We start from the raw sequence: 15,962 nt of genomic DNA on the forward strand, positions 1-15,962 counted from the left end.
TTCGAGGATCATTGCCTCGGCCTTTGCGGAGGCGCGAGATGCTCGAGGAACCATCGCGTGGCGTGCCTAACCACATCGTCCATCGCGCCCGGCTCCTCGAAGAGGTGGCCGGCACCGTCGATAATGATCAGCTGTTTCTCGCCTTGCAGCGCGGCAAAAGCACGCTCGTTCATCCCGATCACCGGCCCGTCCAGGCTGCCGACCAGAAGCAGTGTTGGGGCAAGCACCGCCGGCAGCGCGTCCATCGCCAGATCGGGCCGGCCGCCGCGCGAGACGATAGCCGCGATACCTGCATCCGGGCGTGAGGCGGCCACCAGCGCGGCCGCCGCGCCAGTGCTTGCTCCGAAATAGAGCGGAACAAGCTTTCTTGTCCGCGCTTCCGCAGCCGCCCAATGCGTCGCCAGCGCGAGTCGCGATGCGAGCAGGTCAATGTCGAAGACGTTTCGCCTGTCGCCTTCCTCGATCGACGTCAAAAGGTCGACGAGAAGGGTCGCCAGTCCGGCCTGCCGAAGTGCGGCGGCCACGTGGTTGTTGCGCGGACTGAGCCGTCCACTTCCGCTGCCATGAGCGAAGATGACGATGCCTTGCGCAGCGTGCGGCACGCCCAGCAGCCCTATGAGCCCGTCGGGCTCGATCCTGACCTCCTCGACCTCCGTCATGTCGGTTGCCGGCATCATCACACTCCAAAGGGAGGATCGCCTCACTGACAGGAACTGCGCCTCGCGCCTACTCAGTGCGTTAACACCGGCATGGCGGAAATGTTTCCGGGGCAGGTCAGAAAAATTGTTGCTATCGATCCGGAGAGACGGATTGTTCCACCCCTATTCGGCGTTCCATTCCGCCCTGCGTGCTCGCGCTTCGTCGGCGATCAGCTTGAACTCCCGCATCATCGCGCTCTCAATGGCGAATGCACGGCTTGGCACAGCGCCGGGGTCTTCCTGATTGTTCTGGAATTGAAAACGGGCCTCCAGTTCGGCCCATATTCGCTCGGAAGTCGCGTCGAGGCCGGCAAGCAGCGCGACGACCAGCGCCAGAGTCTCTCGCTGGGCAGTCAGCCGCCCCTCGATCTCTTCATTCGTCAACTCGGACATCTGGGATCGCTTCCAATTTCAGGCGAAACGGCAAAATCGCGTCCTTGTTCCGGAATTCAGCTCGTGGGGTCGTCGAGAGACGCAGCTACTCCTCCCTGAAAGCGCGCTGGATTTGGTCGGCTAGAGGTTTCACGAGATAAGACAGCATGGTGCGATTGCCGGTCGAAAAGAACACTTCGACAGGCATTCCAGGCGCCAAGGCCAGGCCCTTGAGCCTGGTAAGCTCTGTGCGCGGCAAAACTACGTGCACCGTATAAAAGCTGGCGCCTGTTTTCTCATCGACATTGAGGTCGGCGGAAATCTTGCTGACGGCACCGTTCAGTTCCGGCGTTGTTTGCTGATTGAATGCCGACAGCCGCAGGGTCGCGCTTTGCCCTGGCGTCAATTGATCGATGTCTTGCGGAGCCACGCGCGCCTCGACGGTCAGGTCGTCTGTCACCGGGACAATCAGCATGATGAGCTCTCCCGGAGAAATAACGCCACCGACCGTGTGCACGCCGAGCTGATGAACGACACCGTTCTGCGGACTGCGTATATCGATTCGCTTGAGCTGATCTTCGGCCGAAACCTTGCGCTCGACGAATTCAGAGATCTTTGCCTGGACGTCTCGCAGCTCGCTCGCCACCTCGCTGCGCAAATCCTGGTCGATCTGAATGATCTGCAACCGGGTTTCCGCGATACGACCCTTCGCCTGCGCAATCGATGCAGTCAGTTGCCCGTGCTCACCTTTAAGCCGCACTGCATCGCGTTCAAGCGCAGTAATGCGATCGATTGAAACCAGCTTGCGTTGCCAAAGTATGCGCATGCCTTCGAGCTCAAACCCGATCAACTTGATTTCCTGGCTCTTGGCATCTCTTTGCTCGGTCAAGCCGGAAACTTCTTCGGCAAGCTGCGCACTACGCTCTTCCAACTGAGCCTTCTGACCGGCGCGTGCCTGTCGGCGAAATTCGAACAGAGACTGCTCGCCGGCCATCGCCCGACCAACTTCGGGGGCATCCTGCCGTGACACAAGCGAAGCTGGAAAGATGATGCTTCCTTTGCCGTCGCGCTCGACCTCAAGGCGAGCCAGGCGCGCCTCGAATTCGTCCAAGCTCTTCGTGACGATCGCCAGATTGGCCCGAGTGATCGTCTCATCCAGGCGGATCAAAACCTTGCCCGATTGCACGGCATCGCCTTCCCGGACAAAGATTTGGCCGACCACGCCACCGGTTGGATGCTGTACCTTCTTGACACTGGAATCGACGACCAATTTTCCCGAAGCGATAACGGCTCCGGAAAGCTCGGTGACGGCGGCCAAACTCCCCGCCCCGCCAACCAGCAGGATGCAGGTTGCGACACCGCCAAGCAGATAGCGTCGAATGGTGCGATCCGCCGCGAATATCGTGCGTTGCGCCATCAGGATGCCGTCTCTTCAAGTCCGGAGACGACCTTTAAGGGAACGCCTGCTGGGCGAGTTATCTTGTTCAAGATCTCATTCTTCGGACCAAAGGCCTGGATACGGCCGTTCGCCATCACAAGAACCTGATCCAGGCTCGCCAGCGCGCTCGGCCGGTGGGCGACCACGATGGCAATACCGCCTCGCGCGCGAACACCTTGAATTGCTTCCGTCAACGCGGCCTCGCCTTCCGCATCGAGGTTGGAGTTAGGCTCGTCGAGAATAACAAGAAACGGGTCACCGTAGAGAGCCCGGGCAAGCGCAACCCGCTGTTTCTGGCCCGCCGAAAGCGCCGATCCGGCCTCGCCGATCCGCGTCTCGTAGCCTTCCGGCAGGTGGATGACGAGATCATGAACGCCGGCCGCGCGCGCAGCCGCCAGTATCTTGTCCGAGGGCGCTTGCGGTTCGAAGCGTGAGATGTTCTCGGCAATGGTGCCATCGAACAGTTGCACATCCTGCGGCAGATAGCCGACATGGTTGCCCAGCTCTTCCGGGGACCACTGGTCGAGCGTTGCGCCATCCAGCCTGACGGTTCCGCGAACTGGGAGCCATATGCCGGCAATAGCGCGCACGAGCGATGACTTGCCGGAAGCGCTCGGCCCGACAATGCCGAGGCCGACGCCCTTTTCCAATGCAAAGGTGGCGTCTTGCACGACCATACGACGCTCCCCCGGCGGCGTGACACTGATACTTTCGACCGACAGAGCAGATCTCGGCGCAGGCAGCGAGACACTTGTCGCAGTTTCGGGAAGCAGGACCAAAAGCTGGGTCAACCGCGCCCAGGCCTGGCGGGCGGTGACGAAACCCCTCCAGTGGGCGATAGCCAGTTCGATCGGTGCGAGCGCCCGGCTCATCATGATCGAACTGGCGATCATGATGCCGCCGGTCGCTTCCTGATGGATGACGAGATAAGCGCCTATCGCCAGGATGCCCGATTGCAGCATCATGCGCAGGATCTTCGAAATCGTTCCGAGTGTCCCAGCAAGGTCGCTCGCTGTTGCATTGGTGTCGAGATAGTCAGCATTGATTCCTGACCAGCGCTCGGCGATGCGTGATCCAAAGCCCATGGCCTGCAGAACCTCGATATTGCGACGTGTCGCTTCGGCAAGTGTATTGCGCGCCGCCGCTTGACTGTTTGCCTTTCTGGCGGGCGCTCTCGTGCGAATTTCGGCAAGCAATGTCAGGCTGAAGAGAATGACCACGCCGGCCAGTGCCGTCATGCCGATCCAGAAATGGAACAGGAAGCAGATTGCGAGATAGAGCGGCATCCAGGGCAGGTCGAAAAGCGCGGTCGGACCGGCGCTCGACATAAACGAACGCACCTGATCAAGATCGCGCAAGGATTGAAGGCCGTCGCCGGCGACCTTGGTGCGCAACGGCAAACGCATGAGGGCGGCGTAGACCTGTCCGCTCAAGCGCGCGTCCAGCGCCATCCCGATGCGCACCAGCAAACGCGACCGGATGAGCTCAAGAGCGCCCTGAAAAACAAAAAGCGTGCCGGCAAACACGGCGAGCCCGACGAGCGTCGGCACGCTGCGGCCAGGTATGACGCGATCATAGACCTGCAGCATGAAGAACGAGCCGGTCAGCGCCAGAATATTGACGACGCCGCTCATCAACGCAATTCCGGCCAAGGCTCGCCGGAAGGAAGCCAGAACCGCTGCGAGGGTCGTTCGCGGCTCGGATGGATGGGGATGCGACATCGCCTTCACATCAGTCACGGTTCAGTCTCAGGCGGCAATGACCGCGCCCGAAATCAGGCCTGATGACGAACGTGTCCGTGCCGAGCCCACCGTCAGGTGTTACGCCTAGATAACCCAATCGTTCAACGCATAGGCATGGATGTAGTCGATCTGCATTTCTGCAGGCGTGGCAAGCCCGTCGGCAGGCGTTCCCGCGATGCCGCCAACCGCCAGATCGACCAGCATATACATTGGCTCGTGCATGTCGGCAGGCGTTGCGGCACGAGCAACTTCGACGTCATCGAAATACCAGACGAGTTCGTCTTCTGTCCACAGCACCCCGTATGTGTGGAACCCTGCGGTATCCGCGACATAGGCGGTAGAGGACACTTTTGTATGAGTCCCCGTCGCGTTCGAGTGGCCTGTCAAAATGAGCTTGTTCGGATCCTGCCCGACCATCTCGATGACATCCAGTTCCGGCGGCCAGGAACCGTCCGCCGGGAGAAGCCAGAAGGCCGGCCATACTCCTTGTTTTTCGGGCATGTCGGCCCGAATTTCGAAATAGCCGTAGGTCTGCGCGAACGATTCGTAGGTCGTCAGCAAACCTGACGTGTATTGGTAATTGTTTATGTAGGGCCGGATCGCCTCAGGAGCCCGGGCGGCGGTAATCGTGAGAACACCGTCCTCGACGCTGAACGGGTTGATGGAACTCGTCGGGGCGTAGTCGGTGTCGATGTACCATTGAAGCTCTTTGTTGCTCGTAAGCGAGCTGCCGTTTGCGGCCCCCCACCAGAAATTCGAGTCCCAGGTGCCGCTCGAGCCATTCCACAGGTCCAGCGTGTCGAACTCGTCCGAGAAGGTGAGTTCCAGAGCCGACCTGTCCACGGCCAGCTTGAACTGACTTGCGGTGAACTCGCCGATGGTCTTGTTGGCGAAGACGAGAAACTCGCCGTCAGACAGATTGAGTCGGACGTTTGCTCCCGACTGGACCATGTTGGCGCGCACCTCCTCGAAGGAGGTGAACCCGTAGCTCCCGACGCGAACGGTATCCGTCGCGCCAAAGTCCAGGATCAGATCACTGCCGTTGCCGGGGGTTACGACGAAAATATCCGCCCCCGATCCGCCCTTCAAAACGTCATCGCCCCGTAAGCCGTCGAGCGTCTGTTGGCCGGAGCCGCCGGTAATGATGTTGTTCAGCTCGTTTCCGAAAGCATATCGTTTGTCGCCCGTGACTGTCAGGTTCTCGAAATTGGCTGGGAGCTTATAGCTCATCCAGGTCGAGATGGTGTCGACACCCTCGCCGGACAGCTCGACCGCTTTGTTTTTCGAGGAATACAGATAATAGATGTCATCGCCCTTGCCGCCACGCATTGTGACGGTGACGTTGCCGTCGCCATACATCGAGTCGTTGTACGTGCTGCCATAAAGCGTTGGGCCGGAATTCGTCGCCGAATACCACTTTACGGAGGATCCGCTGTAGGGAAGTGGAACGCCCTTGGCGTTCAGTACCGTGGCCATCCCGGTGTTTTCTCCTTTGTCTCGCCTCGATGGCAGCCCTAACATTTATCGAGGGCAAAAGGAGCCAGTATTTTTTGGCCTTTGGCTTAGGAGAGTTACCAAAGGGTTAACACGTCGTGGGACTATTTGCCGGCCCGAAACCCAGATGAACTGCTAATAGACCTTGAAAGCGCCCGCATCGGCTCGCGCATCCACATCGGTGATCAGCATGTGCCCCGGCGATACCGTGATCGAGGTCGCGAGTTCGGCACGAGTAAGTGCAACTTGTGCGGTTATGCTGCTAGCCCAGAATACAGGGACCTCCCCGTCCATGATTTTGACCGCTTCGCCCCAGTCTGGAGCCATCAAGTCGGCTATTCCGATGACCGTGGGCTCTCCGACATGGATGGGAGAGCCGTGGGCATGCGGGAAGCGTGCGGTGACGGCGCGAACCCTGTCGACATCGCAATGGCTTATCGGACGCATCGAGACGACCATTTCGCCACCAAACGGTCCGACGCGACAAGTCCTGATCCTGGTTCGGAACTTTGGTGAGGCTTTGCCGCAGCCGATGCGGCGGAGTTTCACGCCCTTTTCGGCAAGTGCGGCTTCGACGGTCAGCGAACTGCCGAGCGCAAAAGCGGCAAAATCATCTCGCCAAAGGTCAATGATGTCCGTTCTCTGACGGGTCAGTTCCCCGAAGTGATAGATGTTGTACTGGGGGGCATCGGTGCGGATGTCAATGTCGCCCAGCGCCGGGATCAATGGACTGCCGGCGCGATTCACGCCGACCAATGGACAGGATTTGGGGTTGCGGATGCAAAACTGGTGGAAATCGCTGGCAAAGCTGCGGGGGACAATCACAACATTGGCCTGGAGCTTGCCGCGCGCCAGCCCCCCTGTATGCCCCTCATAGGCGCCCATTCTGACAAGCCTGCGCAGCCTATCCGCATCGACCAGTCGCAGGTCCTCGAAGATTGGTGAAGTGGTCAGGCGAGCCATGGCTTCCGAGGGGGTATGCGCGTTTCAGAGACAAGTCGGGAGGGCGTAAGATCGTTGGCGGCTCGGCTGCTTGTCAAATTGTCAGAATCTTTCCTCAACGATAAATTGTATTTATTGGCCGGCCAACGATTGCGTCATCTTACGACCGACGCTTGCGCAAACCTTCCCGTTCTCATTGACAGCTGCGGCAGCCGATCGCTTCTATCTGTCGGGCTGCCTCATGCAGAAAGCCAAGGTCCCGGTTCATGTAGAAGAGCAGGAAAGCAGAATAGAGTACAAAGACGAGGCTAAACACCAGCGTCTTCACGATCAGCGAAAGCGCAAAAACATTGAGGTGCGGTGAGGCGCGCGCCAAGAAGGCCAGCACAATGTCGGACAAGAGCATGCTGATGATGAGCGGGAACACGAGGGTCAATGCCATCATCAGAATGCGGTTCAGCAGATCGAGGAAGATTCCGGCCGCATCCTTGCTGAACACGGGCAGAAGTTGGTCGATCGGCCACAGGCCATAGCTGTCGTAGAGGCTGGTCAAAGAAAGTTCGAGGCCGCCGGCAGCCAGGTAGATCGTGACCATGATAACGGCGAGCAAGGTGCCGGTGGCACTCGTCTCATGGGTCATCATCGGATCGATCAGCGTCCCCATCGTGGAGCCGCGCTGTAGGTCCAGGATATCGCCGGCAGCCTCGGCCGCCCAGAACGGTATGCCCATCGCCAGCCCGAGCGTTACCCCGACCACGACCTCCTTGAGCATGTACACGACGATCATCGTCGTCGCGATGTCAGTGTTCGTCAGTTTGTTCACAATCATCGGGAAGACCGGAACCGCCAGCGCCAGAGCAACGCCGTTGCGCAAAAGGCCCGATAGCGGCACGCGCGAAAAGAGCGGCATCAGGAGCATGAACCCGGTCATGCGTGCGAGCGCGAAAGCTCCGGCCAAAAGATAGAACTGAAGCTCTTTGACCGACGCGAAGAATGGTTCAACCGGCATCTGCGTGCCTCAACGCGTGACGACGGGGAATTCGTCCAGCGCCGTTGAGGCCTGCTCCGCGATCTGCTGGCCAAGCAGCGGGCCGAAGACGATGATGACCAGCAGGATCACGACGAGCTTAATCGTCTGCGGCAGGGACTGGTCCTGAATTTGCGTCAGCGCCTGGGCAAGCCCGACAAGGATGCCGACGGCCATCGCCGCGATGATCGCCGGGCTCGACGCGAACAGCACTGTCAGAAGCGCGCTTTGGACCTTCGCCAGGATGAAGTCATTGCTCATGCAAACCTCCTAGCGGCGTCAGACGTAACTCAGGATGAGGCCGTGCATCAGCCGCGACCAGCCATCTATGGCGACGAAAAGGAACAGTTTCAGCGGGATCGAAATGAGGACCGGCGAGACCATGATCATGCCGAGCGTCATCAGGATGTTTGCAACAACGATGTCGATGATAAGGAAGGGAAGATAGAGCAGAAAGCCGATTTCAAACGCGCGCGTAAGCTCGGACGCGACAAAGGCAGGGACTAGTATCGAAAGATCGTCGTCTTTCAGATTTTGACGTGCCTGTTCCGGCCACAGGCGGTTCGTTCCGTCAAGAAAGAACTGCCGCTCTTCCGGCTGCGTGAATTTGATGAGGTGCTGCTGTAATGGTTCCCTGACCAGTTGCGCCGCCCTGGCGAGGTCGTCTGTAGTCTGGAACTGAACCTGCCCTTCCTGAAGCCGGCCCGTCATCTCGCTCAGCAATGGCGTCGTGACATAGACCGTGAGCACGAGCGCTATGCCGTAGAGGACCAAATTGGGCGGCATCTGCTGGACGCCGAGCGCATTGCGGATGAGGAACAGCACGACCGAGATTTTCAGGAATCCGGTCATGGTGACGACTGCCAGCGGCAGCAAACCGACGAAGCCGACGGCAATCAGAATCCCAAGCAGGTTGGGCGAATTGTCAAGCATTGTCGAACATGCGGGCGATCCGCACGCCCAGGCTCTCCCCAATCCGCACGATCTCGCCACGGCCTACGCGTTTGCCGTTGGCGATGATGTCGACCGTCTCCTTCGTCACATTGGCGAGCGGAACGATGGCGCCGGGCGCAAGCTGCCTTACCTCGCCGAGAGGCATTGCCGTGCGGCCGAGCTCGAAGGCAAGCGCAACCGGCAACTCGTCCAGAGTTGACTCTTCCAATGTCTGGTCGGCGTGCGGCGGTGTGTTCTGATTCATGGTCCACTCCCATTTCGATCCAGCGATTGCAGTCGGGGCGGCAAGCAGTTGCGGCCCACTCGCAGTCAGGATGGCCGGGGCATAAAGCCGCTCGGCAATGACGAATGCCGCCTCTTCCTCTTCGTCATCGAAAAGCACCACATCGTCGGGCTGCAGATCTTGAAGCTCGCCAAGGCTGATTGTAAGCGCATTGCGCCAAAGGCAGACCGGCAACGGGAATTCGGCAGGAATTAATGGCCTCGCTTTCACGATCTCGTCGAGAAAGCCCCCGGCCCGCACGGCCAGACCAACGCCATCGGTGTGCAAGGCGCAATCTATGGTTTCGTCCTTGCTGGTCAGGACGAACGCGAACGCGCTTTTATCCAAAACGGTGTCTCTTGGTTCGATCGAGGTGATAGCGATCCTCTCGCCCAGCCTGCTCTCGATCCATTCGAGATCTTCTTCGAATACGGACTCCATCAGCAGCGCGGCGTGAGCGGGTGCCAGTCGTTTCACGTCGACTAGCTCGTCAGCCTTGGCAAGCCCTCGTTCGACTACAGAAAGCGGCAGGCGCAATTTGCCCGCCGTGTCGCCAACCGTGAACGCAATCGTGCTCAGCGGCTGGTCCCCAGGGTTCGGTGCCGGCCAGGCGGCCGCGATAGCCATGGTTATCCCCGCGATCGTAATCTGTGCGGGAGCACGGCGGCGGTAGAAGGCGTTCAATGCCTCAACCTCCACAGCCGCAACAGATTCCAAAGTCAGCGGCTCGCCAACGCTCGAGCGTGTGCGTCTCACCGGTTCTACGCGCGCTTTCTTTTTTGCCGACGCCAAGGCCTGGGGCATCACACTTCCATATTCACGATCACGGATTGGACTATCGCTGTGTAGGTAACCGCAGCGAACTGCCCTCGTCTTCCTCGGAAAGCTCGGCAAGTGCGAGGCGGTGACGCGCAGTGCGTTTGGTCAGATGCTCCAGCAGCCCGTCCAGTTTCGTCACGGCCTTCATGCTCGCGCGATGATCATTGCGGGCTGCCGATAACTCCGCTTTGCGTCGTTGCTCGGTGACGCCGGCCATCTTCTCGTTTTCCCGGAGCTGCTCGGTTTGCCTGGCGGCGATCTCGAACTGTCCCTGAAGCCTGTAAAGGCTGGTGGCCTTCACCGGTTGTCCGACAAGCGAACCGAACGCTGCATCCTCGGCGTCGGCTATGCTCTGCAGGTGTTCGCTGACCGTGGCGGCCGCTTTCTGAACCTCACCGGCGGCCCGCTGCGCAGCGGCGTATCTCCTTATGACCGCTTCGTTTGCGCGCTTTTCACCGCGGCGCCTGAGGTCGTGCAATCGTGCGATCATGTCACGATCTTTCATTGACGATCCCCCGCATGCGTTCGCGTGTCCTCTCGATGGTCTCGTGTGTAGCGGACGGCTGTCGCAGGAAGGTGTTGATGGTGTCGATCTTCGCCACCGCCTCGTCCGCCACCGCATCACTGCCCTTCTCGTATTCACCGACGCGCAGCAGCAATTCGACGTCGGCGTAGCGGGCGAGCAGCTCCCGCAAGCGGCCGGCATCCGACCGGTGCTCAGACGGCACCACCGTGTCCATGAGGCGGCTGCGGCTGCGCAGCACGTCGATGGCCGGGAAATGATTGCGCTGCGCCAGTTCGTTGGACAGAAAGACGTGACCGTCGAGAAGCGCCTGGATTTCTTCGGCAACCGGATCCAGCGTGCCATCGCCCTCCAGAAGAACGCTGTAGAGGCTTGTAATGGAGCCGACGCGGCCAGGCCCTGAGCGCTCGAGTAATCGGGGCAGAACTGCAAAAAGCGAAGACGGAAAACCGCGACGCGTCGGTGGCTCGCCTGAAGCGAGGCCAATCTCGCGCTGCGCACGGGCAAACCGCGTTATGTTGTCCATTGCCAGCAACACATGCTTGCCCTGGTCGCGAAAATATTCGGCAATGCTGGTTGCCACATAGGCGGCCTTGACGCGCTCGATCGCCGGCCGGTCGGACGTCGCGACGACGATGATTGCCCGCGCCAGCCCTTCCGGCCCGAGCTGATGCTCGATGAATTCGCGCACCTCACGTCCGCGTTCGCCGACAAGAGCAACCACGGAAACATCTGCGTCCGTGCCGCTGACGATATCCGAAAGCAGGATCGACTTGCCGACACCAGGCTCGCCGAAGATGCCGACGCGCTGCCCCCGCGCGCAGGTGAGAAGCCCATCGAGGGCGCGGATCCCGAGCTGGATAGGCTCGGAAATCAAACTGCGCTCCAGCGGAGATGGCGGATAGGCATTGACCGGATAGCTGCCGGTAATGCCACCCGGCGAAAGCGGCTTGCCATCCAATGGCTCGCCGAACGCGTTGATCACCCGACCAAGCAGGCCGGGCCCGACGGAAACCGTTTGGGTCTTTCCGGTCGCAATAACCTCCGTGAGGCTTGAAAGGCCGGTGAGATCGCCAAGCGGAACAAGGATCGCCATGTCGTCCATGAGCCCGACGACTTCCGCCTTGGTCGCCGTGCCGGTCCTGGGATCGACGAGTTCGCATATCTCGCCGATCCGAACCTCCTCCACCGTCGCATGAATGACCGTGCCGGTCGCTCGCCGTACACGCCCTTTCCTGGGTCGGCTGGCATCGTCACGCAGACCGGAACGCAGGTTCGGGACGATCGATGCGAGGCGGCTCTCGATCTCGGTGGCGGGACTTGTCATGCCGGCGCCTCGGCATTTGATGAAATCGCAGCGGCAAAGGCATTGAGCTGTGCGTCGATGCTGGCGTCAATGACGGCAATATCGGTCAATAGGATGCAGGCGCCCCTCGCGAGCGTATCATCCGCATCGATCTCGACCGTCATGCCCAAGTCACTCTCGCGCAGGACCACGTACAGTTCGTCGCGAACTTTGTTAACGGAAGCGGGATGAAGTCGGACCTTCAGATATTTGGCGCGGCGAATTTCAGCGACCGCCTGCCTGGCCGCCTTGGCGACAAGCATGCTGACGTCGAATTCTCCCAGCACTCGCCTGACGACATCGAGGGCAAGATTGATGATTTCGGCTTCCAGCCCACCAAGATAGCGATCTACCTTGACCGCGGTCTCGCTCACCAAACGCGCGGCATCCGCGTCGCCTTGCGCCTTGCCATCTTCGTAGCCCTGCGCATATTCGGCCGCATAGGCTCGCCGAGCGGCGTCACGCAACTGCTGCGCATCACGCCTGGCTTCGTCGAGAAAGGCGTGCCCATCTTGCCAGGCGCGTGCCTCAGCAGCGCGCAGAATCCGGCCTTTAGGACGCCTCGGCGCACCAGTGGTCGCTTTACCCGGTTCGACCATCTCGTCTAACTCATCGCCCGTCGAACGATCGCCGGACCAGCTTCGGCAAATGGTGCGGCTGTCGCCTGGTCAACAAGCTCGTGCGGCATCAGCTTGAGGCGAACCCGCATGCTCGTATCGCCGGGCATCGCCTGACACCAGGCGCCAAGGCAGCTCAAGCCGTCGGCATAGACACGACGATGGATATCTTCCAGGGGCTCCAACGGCTGCACCGGACCGGCCAGATCGCGGTTGGCGACGGCGATAGCGCAGAGATCCGCGCCGAGTGCCGCCTGCAAGGCGGCCGCCTCGCGTCCATCAATGACGGCGGCCAGACTGCCGGCCCAGTAGATCGCGCCCGCGCGAAGCGCAAGTTCCTCCAACTCCACACCCGTCGACAAAGCGATCGCCCGGTCCACCTCGTCGGCGGGCTCGTCGGAAACTGCGCGAGTGAGTCCATAATGGTCGAGCAGAAGCTTCGACAATCGCTCATGCAGGCGCTGCGACTGTAGCATACGCTCGCAGGCAGCCTCGCCGATCATGCCGTCAAAGCACTGCGCCAGCCGGGCCGCATCCACATAGCCTGCAGGATTGGACATGAATGTCCACCATTCCGGGCTGGCAGTTTGCTTCGAGCCAGTCTGGATCATGTCTTCTTCACAGGCATTGCCGAAGCGTCGAGCGCATAGACACCGGGCCGTCGATACCACTGGACGTAAGCTAGCCGGGCAGCCAGGGCGAGTATGGCCGCCGTCATGCCGTAAAACAGCCACATCGCGGTGACGACGCTGTCCGGATGCAGCCAGAGGCCGAGGAATGTCGTGAAACCTGCCTCGACGGTTGCGTGCTCGGGGACTGCAGCGGTCACCGGAATGAGCGTGACGGATACATTGTCATAGGTCAGCCCGGCGATGCCTTTGGCCACCAGCATCTTGACCTGCGGGATCAGCTCATTCATCGGAACGGATGCGCGATGCCGGATGAAGACGGAGGCGGACGATGGCACCAGTCGCTGTCTCAGCGGATCGTTTTCGGGCAATACGAGATGAACGCGTGCGGAAAGCACGCCGTCGATGTCCGAAATCGTCTGCGACAGTTCCTGGCTTAGGCCATAGATCATCGTCGCCCGCTCTTCGACCGGCGAGGATACAAGCCCGTCTCGCTTGAACACGTCGCCGAGCGTCTGGAATTCCTGTTTGGGCAATCCGCTTTCGTCGAGAATCGCCATGGCTTCGGCGAAACGGTCCTTCTGTACGGAAACCGTCATTTTGCCGTCCTTGCCGGCCTCGCGTTGGGCCGGAATCCCGTGACGCATCAGCGTGGCCACGATCTCGTTGGCCTGCCGCTGGTTGAGGTTGAAATACAGCTCAACCGAGCACGCCTGGAGCACAAGCATGCCCACCACAACGAGCGCGACGCGGCACCGGACGCCGCATCGATTCAATAGTGTTGACCGCCGCGGCAAGGATAGCGTGTGCACGAACACTCCGTAGGCTTACTGTTGCTTGATCAGCGTGCTGGTGGATGACGTGACGGCCGTCACGCTGCTCGTGACCACCTCGAGATTGGCGGCTGCCCACATCACCGAAATGGATCGTTCGAGGAGTTGCTCGGCATTCTTTGCGGTGGCGTTTTCGCCTTCCTTGGCTGATGGGGCGGTCTTGCCGGCGCCATCCTGCATGGCGGCCGTTTCAGCATTCGCTGGGGCATTTGCCTGGCCAAGGGCCTTCTGGACCTGCTGCATGGTTCCTTCCAGCGACTGAACCGCAGAGCCGAACAATGCCGACGGATCCTCAAACGCCCCGCCCCCTGCCTTTTCCACCTCGGCCAGATAGTCGAACAGCTTGTGTTCGGCGACCGGTTCGGTCCTTTCCAGTTTGGAGGATTGTCCGGCCATTGCCGGACTGGCTCCTGAAGATGCCTGCGCCACCTGCTGGCCTGCCCGTGTAGCGACATCACCGCGTTCAGGCATCGTAACCTTTGCGGCATCGTGCTTTTCCTGATTGGCACCCACCATTCGGTTACCCGGCTGCGCTGCCGTGCCGGCGGTGATCTGCTGCTGCGAAGCTATGCTGGTGGTCAAGTTTGCCAGTGTAGCTTCCAGGGCTCCAATCGGCGCGATTTGCATGAACCTGCCCTCCTGCTTCCTTAGTTCGGTTTGCCGGAGGGAACATTCTGCGCCTCCGCCTGCCTTCCGCGGAAAACGCGGACCGGAACAACTTTGCCATCATCCTGCTTCGTGCTCGGCGCCGCAGGAACTCCCAGCGTTTTCCTGACAAGTTCAACGTAGGACGGCGGCCCCGATACCGAGACAACATCGTCTTGCTTGGACACGTTTATAGGAAACTTCGGGTCGATGACCCCCAGCCGCGAAAGCCGATCTTCCGCACTGGCAGCCATATTGGCATCAAGCGGGATCATTTCCGTCCGGACTTCAGCTTCGGTCGCGACGTTCATGACGATACCGTCGAAATGCCAGACCAACCCATATCGATTGCAGATCTCTTGCAGAAACTCGCGGGCCGTTCCAACCGGCATGCCGGCGCTTAAACGCCCCTTGACGAGTTTGCTGACACGCATGGGCGTCCGCATGTTGCGGCCTAGCTCGACCAGCGCGTCGGTCACCGACTGATCGACGGTGATATAGCTGTACGGGCCGGCAGGCCACCGCGGTTCGGCGGCGTTGGCCTGCGACGAGGCAAGGAACGCCAGGATCGTCGAAAGACCGCAAGCAAAGAAAGCAGCCCTGGCTCCCGAGCACCGATCCGCATGGCAGGTATCGCGTCCCGTCAAAATCGGTCCTATCGCAAAGGGACGCACGAGCGATGGCCCGCGTCGCTTGTTTCATGGTTTATCCGCCGATTCACTCTATCGTGCGCATCGCAGAATTGGAAGTCCAATTGGATTGAGCATGAGCATTTGGTGCCAAATGTTGCGAACCGTCCGCAAAGCGATATGGTGCGCGCTGGAATCAGGTGATCGCCGGCTGAACGCCTGGATGCAGAAGGGATCGTTCTTGGTGGCGGCAATCATGATCCGGCTTGCGAACTTGCCTGTCCCCGTCAGCGTTGCGGAACGCAAAGTCCTGGTCAGCCCGCGCTTTATCCGGAGATTGTGCGCATCAGTTCTGATAGCTGCCACATTGATTGCCGCCATGGCGCCGGCCCAGGCCCAATCGAATAGCGGTTATGACCCACGAAGCTGGACTTATGATCCGGCAAGAAATGTGCTGGTCTCGCCTGCCGCTCCCGACCAGACTTCGGATGGAGAAATCCGGCCCGAGTGGTCGGCAATCCCTAGGGAGATCGTGCGTTTCAGCGAGTCTCAACCGAAGGGATCGATCGTGATCAACACCACGGAGCGGCGGCTTTACTACATCCTGGGGAACGGCCGGGCACTGCGATACACGGTGGGCGTTGGAAAAGAGGGATTGGAGTGGTCCGGCCGCGCCACGATTTCGAGCAAAAAGAACTGGCCAGATTGGCGGCCGCCGGCCGAAATGCGATCCAGAGAAGCAGCAAAAGGCCGCTTCCTGCCCGCGCATGTCGAGGGAGGACCGAACAATCCATTGGGCGCGCGAGCATTGTATATCGGCAACACCCTTTATCGCGTCCACGGCACCAACCAGCCATGGACCGTCGGACAGGCCAACTCCTCCGGTTGCATTCGCATGACCAACGAGGATGTCATCGATCTTTATGACCGAGTGAAGATCGGTGCCCAGATCATTGTACGGCATTGATGGTTCGACGCACCCTCCCCGAAAGC

The 15,962-nt window shown here is 60.2% G+C and carries 18 protein-coding genes; 1 reads left to right on the plus strand and 17 read right to left on the minus strand.

Annotated elements, in window-relative coordinates:
* Positions 1-8: 8 nt before the first annotated feature.
* From EOA78_RS02040 to EOA78_RS02120, 17 genes are all read right to left on the minus strand, one after another.
* A complete protein-coding gene (locus EOA78_RS02040) occupies positions 9-674 on the minus strand; it encodes an alpha/beta hydrolase (protein ID WP_127313650.1) in 666 nt (221 codons plus the stop codon).
* Between the two features lie 147 nt (positions 675-821).
* Positions 822-1,091 carry a hypothetical protein gene (locus tag EOA78_RS02045; protein ID WP_127313651.1) on the minus strand — a complete coding sequence of 90 codons (270 nt, stop codon included), beginning with the start codon at positions 1,089-1,091 and terminating at the stop codon, positions 822-824.
* A gap of 85 nt (positions 1,092-1,176) precedes the next feature.
* Positions 1,177-2,487 (minus strand): HlyD family type I secretion periplasmic adaptor subunit, encoded by a 1,311-nt coding sequence (locus EOA78_RS02050; RefSeq protein ID WP_127313652.1) that lies wholly within the window; start codon positions 2,485-2,487, stop codon positions 1,177-1,179.
* Positions 2,487-4,229, minus strand: a complete 1,743-nt coding sequence (locus EOA78_RS02055; protein WP_127313756.1) for a type I secretion system permease/ATPase — start codon at positions 4,227-4,229, stop codon at positions 2,487-2,489. The genes EOA78_RS02050 and EOA78_RS02055 overlap by 1 nt, the downstream gene beginning before the upstream one ends.
* 105 nt (positions 4,230-4,334) lie before the next feature.
* On the minus strand, positions 4,335-5,726 hold the full coding sequence (locus EOA78_RS02060) for a family 16 glycosylhydrolase (RefSeq protein WP_127313757.1): 1,392 nt from the start codon (positions 5,724-5,726) through the stop codon (positions 4,335-4,337).
* 153 nt (positions 5,727-5,879) lie between these two features.
* Positions 5,880-6,707: a DUF1445 domain-containing protein gene (locus tag EOA78_RS02065; protein ID WP_127313653.1), complete on the minus strand. Its 828-nt coding sequence runs from the start codon at positions 6,705-6,707 to the stop codon at positions 5,880-5,882.
* Between the two features lie 172 nt (positions 6,708-6,879).
* On the minus strand, positions 6,880-7,695 hold the full coding sequence (gene sctT / locus EOA78_RS02070; protein ID WP_127313654.1) for a type III secretion system export apparatus subunit SctT: 816 nt from the start codon (positions 7,693-7,695) through the stop codon (positions 6,880-6,882).
* 9 nt (positions 7,696-7,704) lie between these two features.
* Positions 7,705-7,974, minus strand: a complete 270-nt coding sequence (locus EOA78_RS02075; RefSeq protein WP_065006905.1) for a flagellar biosynthetic protein FliQ — start codon at positions 7,972-7,974, stop codon at positions 7,705-7,707.
* An 18-nt stretch (positions 7,975-7,992) separates the two neighbouring features.
* The gene (gene sctR, locus EOA78_RS02080) at positions 7,993-8,646 is read right to left on the minus strand and encodes a type III secretion system export apparatus subunit SctR (RefSeq protein WP_065006906.1); all 654 of its coding nucleotides are present in this window, start codon (positions 8,644-8,646) and stop codon (positions 7,993-7,995) included.
* Positions 8,639-9,823 carry a type III secretion system cytoplasmic ring protein SctQ gene (gene sctQ / locus EOA78_RS02085; protein WP_128238957.1) on the minus strand — a complete coding sequence of 395 codons (1,185 nt, stop codon included), beginning with the start codon at positions 9,821-9,823 and terminating at the stop codon, positions 8,639-8,641. Before sctQ ends, sctR begins: the two co-directional genes overlap by 8 nt.
* Positions 9,765-10,226 carry a hypothetical protein gene (locus EOA78_RS02090; RefSeq protein ID WP_128204536.1) on the minus strand — a complete coding sequence of 154 codons (462 nt, stop codon included), beginning with the start codon at positions 10,224-10,226 and terminating at the stop codon, positions 9,765-9,767. The genes sctQ and EOA78_RS02090 overlap by 59 nt, the downstream gene beginning before the upstream one ends.
* 13 nt (positions 10,227-10,239) lie before the next feature.
* Positions 10,240-11,598: a FliI/YscN family ATPase gene (locus EOA78_RS02095; RefSeq protein WP_127313657.1), complete on the minus strand. Its 1,359-nt coding sequence runs from the start codon at positions 11,596-11,598 to the stop codon at positions 10,240-10,242.
* A complete protein-coding gene (gene sctL / locus EOA78_RS02100) occupies positions 11,595-12,215 on the minus strand; it encodes a type III secretion system stator protein SctL (protein WP_127313658.1) in 621 nt (206 codons plus the stop codon). The genes EOA78_RS02095 and sctL overlap by 4 nt, the downstream gene beginning before the upstream one ends.
* 5 nt (positions 12,216-12,220) lie before the next feature.
* On the minus strand, positions 12,221-12,793 hold the full coding sequence (locus tag EOA78_RS02105) for a SctK family type III secretion system sorting platform protein (RefSeq protein ID WP_164783601.1): 573 nt from the start codon (positions 12,791-12,793) through the stop codon (positions 12,221-12,223).
* A 47-nt stretch (positions 12,794-12,840) separates the two neighbouring features.
* Positions 12,841-13,680: a type III secretion inner membrane ring lipoprotein SctJ gene (sctJ, locus tag EOA78_RS02110; RefSeq protein WP_348628459.1), complete on the minus strand. Its 840-nt coding sequence runs from the start codon at positions 13,678-13,680 to the stop codon at positions 12,841-12,843.
* Positions 13,681-13,689: 9 nt separating this feature from the next.
* Positions 13,690-14,322 carry a hypothetical protein gene (locus EOA78_RS02115; RefSeq protein ID WP_127313661.1) on the minus strand — a complete coding sequence of 211 codons (633 nt, stop codon included), beginning with the start codon at positions 14,320-14,322 and terminating at the stop codon, positions 13,690-13,692.
* 20 nt (positions 14,323-14,342) lie between these two features.
* Positions 14,343-14,987 carry a type III secretion protein gene (locus tag EOA78_RS02120; RefSeq protein WP_245477089.1) on the minus strand — a complete coding sequence of 215 codons (645 nt, stop codon included), beginning with the start codon at positions 14,985-14,987 and terminating at the stop codon, positions 14,343-14,345.
* Positions 14,988-15,192: 205 nt separating this feature from the next.
* Here EOA78_RS02120 and EOA78_RS02125 point away from each other — a divergent pair, with 205 nt between their 5' ends.
* Entirely contained in the window at positions 15,193-15,936 is a 744-nt protein-coding gene (locus tag EOA78_RS02125; RefSeq protein WP_245477090.1) for a L,D-transpeptidase, read from the plus strand.
* Positions 15,937-15,962: the final 26 nt, after the last annotated feature.

The organism is Mesorhizobium sp. M5C.F.Cr.IN.023.01.1.1, assembly GCF_003997585.1.
GTDB classification, from domain to species: domain Bacteria; phylum Pseudomonadota; class Alphaproteobacteria; order Rhizobiales; family Rhizobiaceae; genus Mesorhizobium; species Mesorhizobium wenxiniae.

What these genes read in the sequence shown, in the direction of transcription:
- EOA78_RS02040 (WP_127313650.1), bottom strand. Translation starts at nt 674, where the DNA reads ATGCCGGCAACCGACATGACGGAGGTCGAGGAGGTCAGGATCGAGCCC.
- sctR (WP_065006906.1), bottom strand. Translation starts at nt 8,646, where the DNA reads ATGCTTGACAATTCGCCCAACCTGCTTGGGATTCTGATTGCCGTCGGC.
- EOA78_RS02050 (WP_127313652.1), bottom strand. Translation starts at nt 2,487, where the DNA reads ATGGCGCAACGCACGATATTCGCGGCGGATCGCACCATTCGACGCTAT.
- sctT (WP_127313654.1), bottom strand. Translation starts at nt 7,695, where the DNA reads ATGCCGGTTGAACCATTCTTCGCGTCGGTCAAAGAGCTTCAGTTCTAT.
- EOA78_RS02125 (WP_245477090.1), top strand. Translation starts at nt 15,193, where the DNA reads ATGCAGAAGGGATCGTTCTTGGTGGCGGCAATCATGATCCGGCTTGCG.
- EOA78_RS02105 (WP_164783601.1), bottom strand. Translation starts at nt 12,793, where the DNA reads ATGTCCAATCCTGCAGGCTATGTGGATGCGGCCCGGCTGGCGCAGTGC.
- EOA78_RS02045 (WP_127313651.1), bottom strand. Translation starts at nt 1,091, where the DNA reads ATGTCCGAGTTGACGAATGAAGAGATCGAGGGGCGGCTGACTGCCCAG.
- EOA78_RS02055 (WP_127313756.1), bottom strand. Translation starts at nt 4,229, where the DNA reads ATGTCGCATCCCCATCCATCCGAGCCGCGAACGACCCTCGCAGCGGTT.
- EOA78_RS02115 (WP_127313661.1), bottom strand. Translation starts at nt 14,322, where the DNA reads ATGCAAATCGCGCCGATTGGAGCCCTGGAAGCTACACTGGCAAACTTG.
- EOA78_RS02075 (WP_065006905.1), bottom strand. Translation starts at nt 7,974, where the DNA reads ATGAGCAATGACTTCATCCTGGCGAAGGTCCAAAGCGCGCTTCTGACA.
- EOA78_RS02065 (WP_127313653.1), bottom strand. Translation starts at nt 6,707, where the DNA reads ATGGCTCGCCTGACCACTTCACCAATCTTCGAGGACCTGCGACTGGTC.
- EOA78_RS02095 (WP_127313657.1), bottom strand. Translation starts at nt 11,598, where the DNA reads ATGACAAGTCCCGCCACCGAGATCGAGAGCCGCCTCGCATCGATCGTC.
- EOA78_RS02060 (WP_127313757.1), bottom strand. Translation starts at nt 5,726, where the DNA reads ATGGCCACGGTACTGAACGCCAAGGGCGTTCCACTTCCCTACAGCGGA.
- sctL (WP_127313658.1), bottom strand. Translation starts at nt 12,215, where the DNA reads ATGGTCGAACCGGGTAAAGCGACCACTGGTGCGCCGAGGCGTCCTAAA.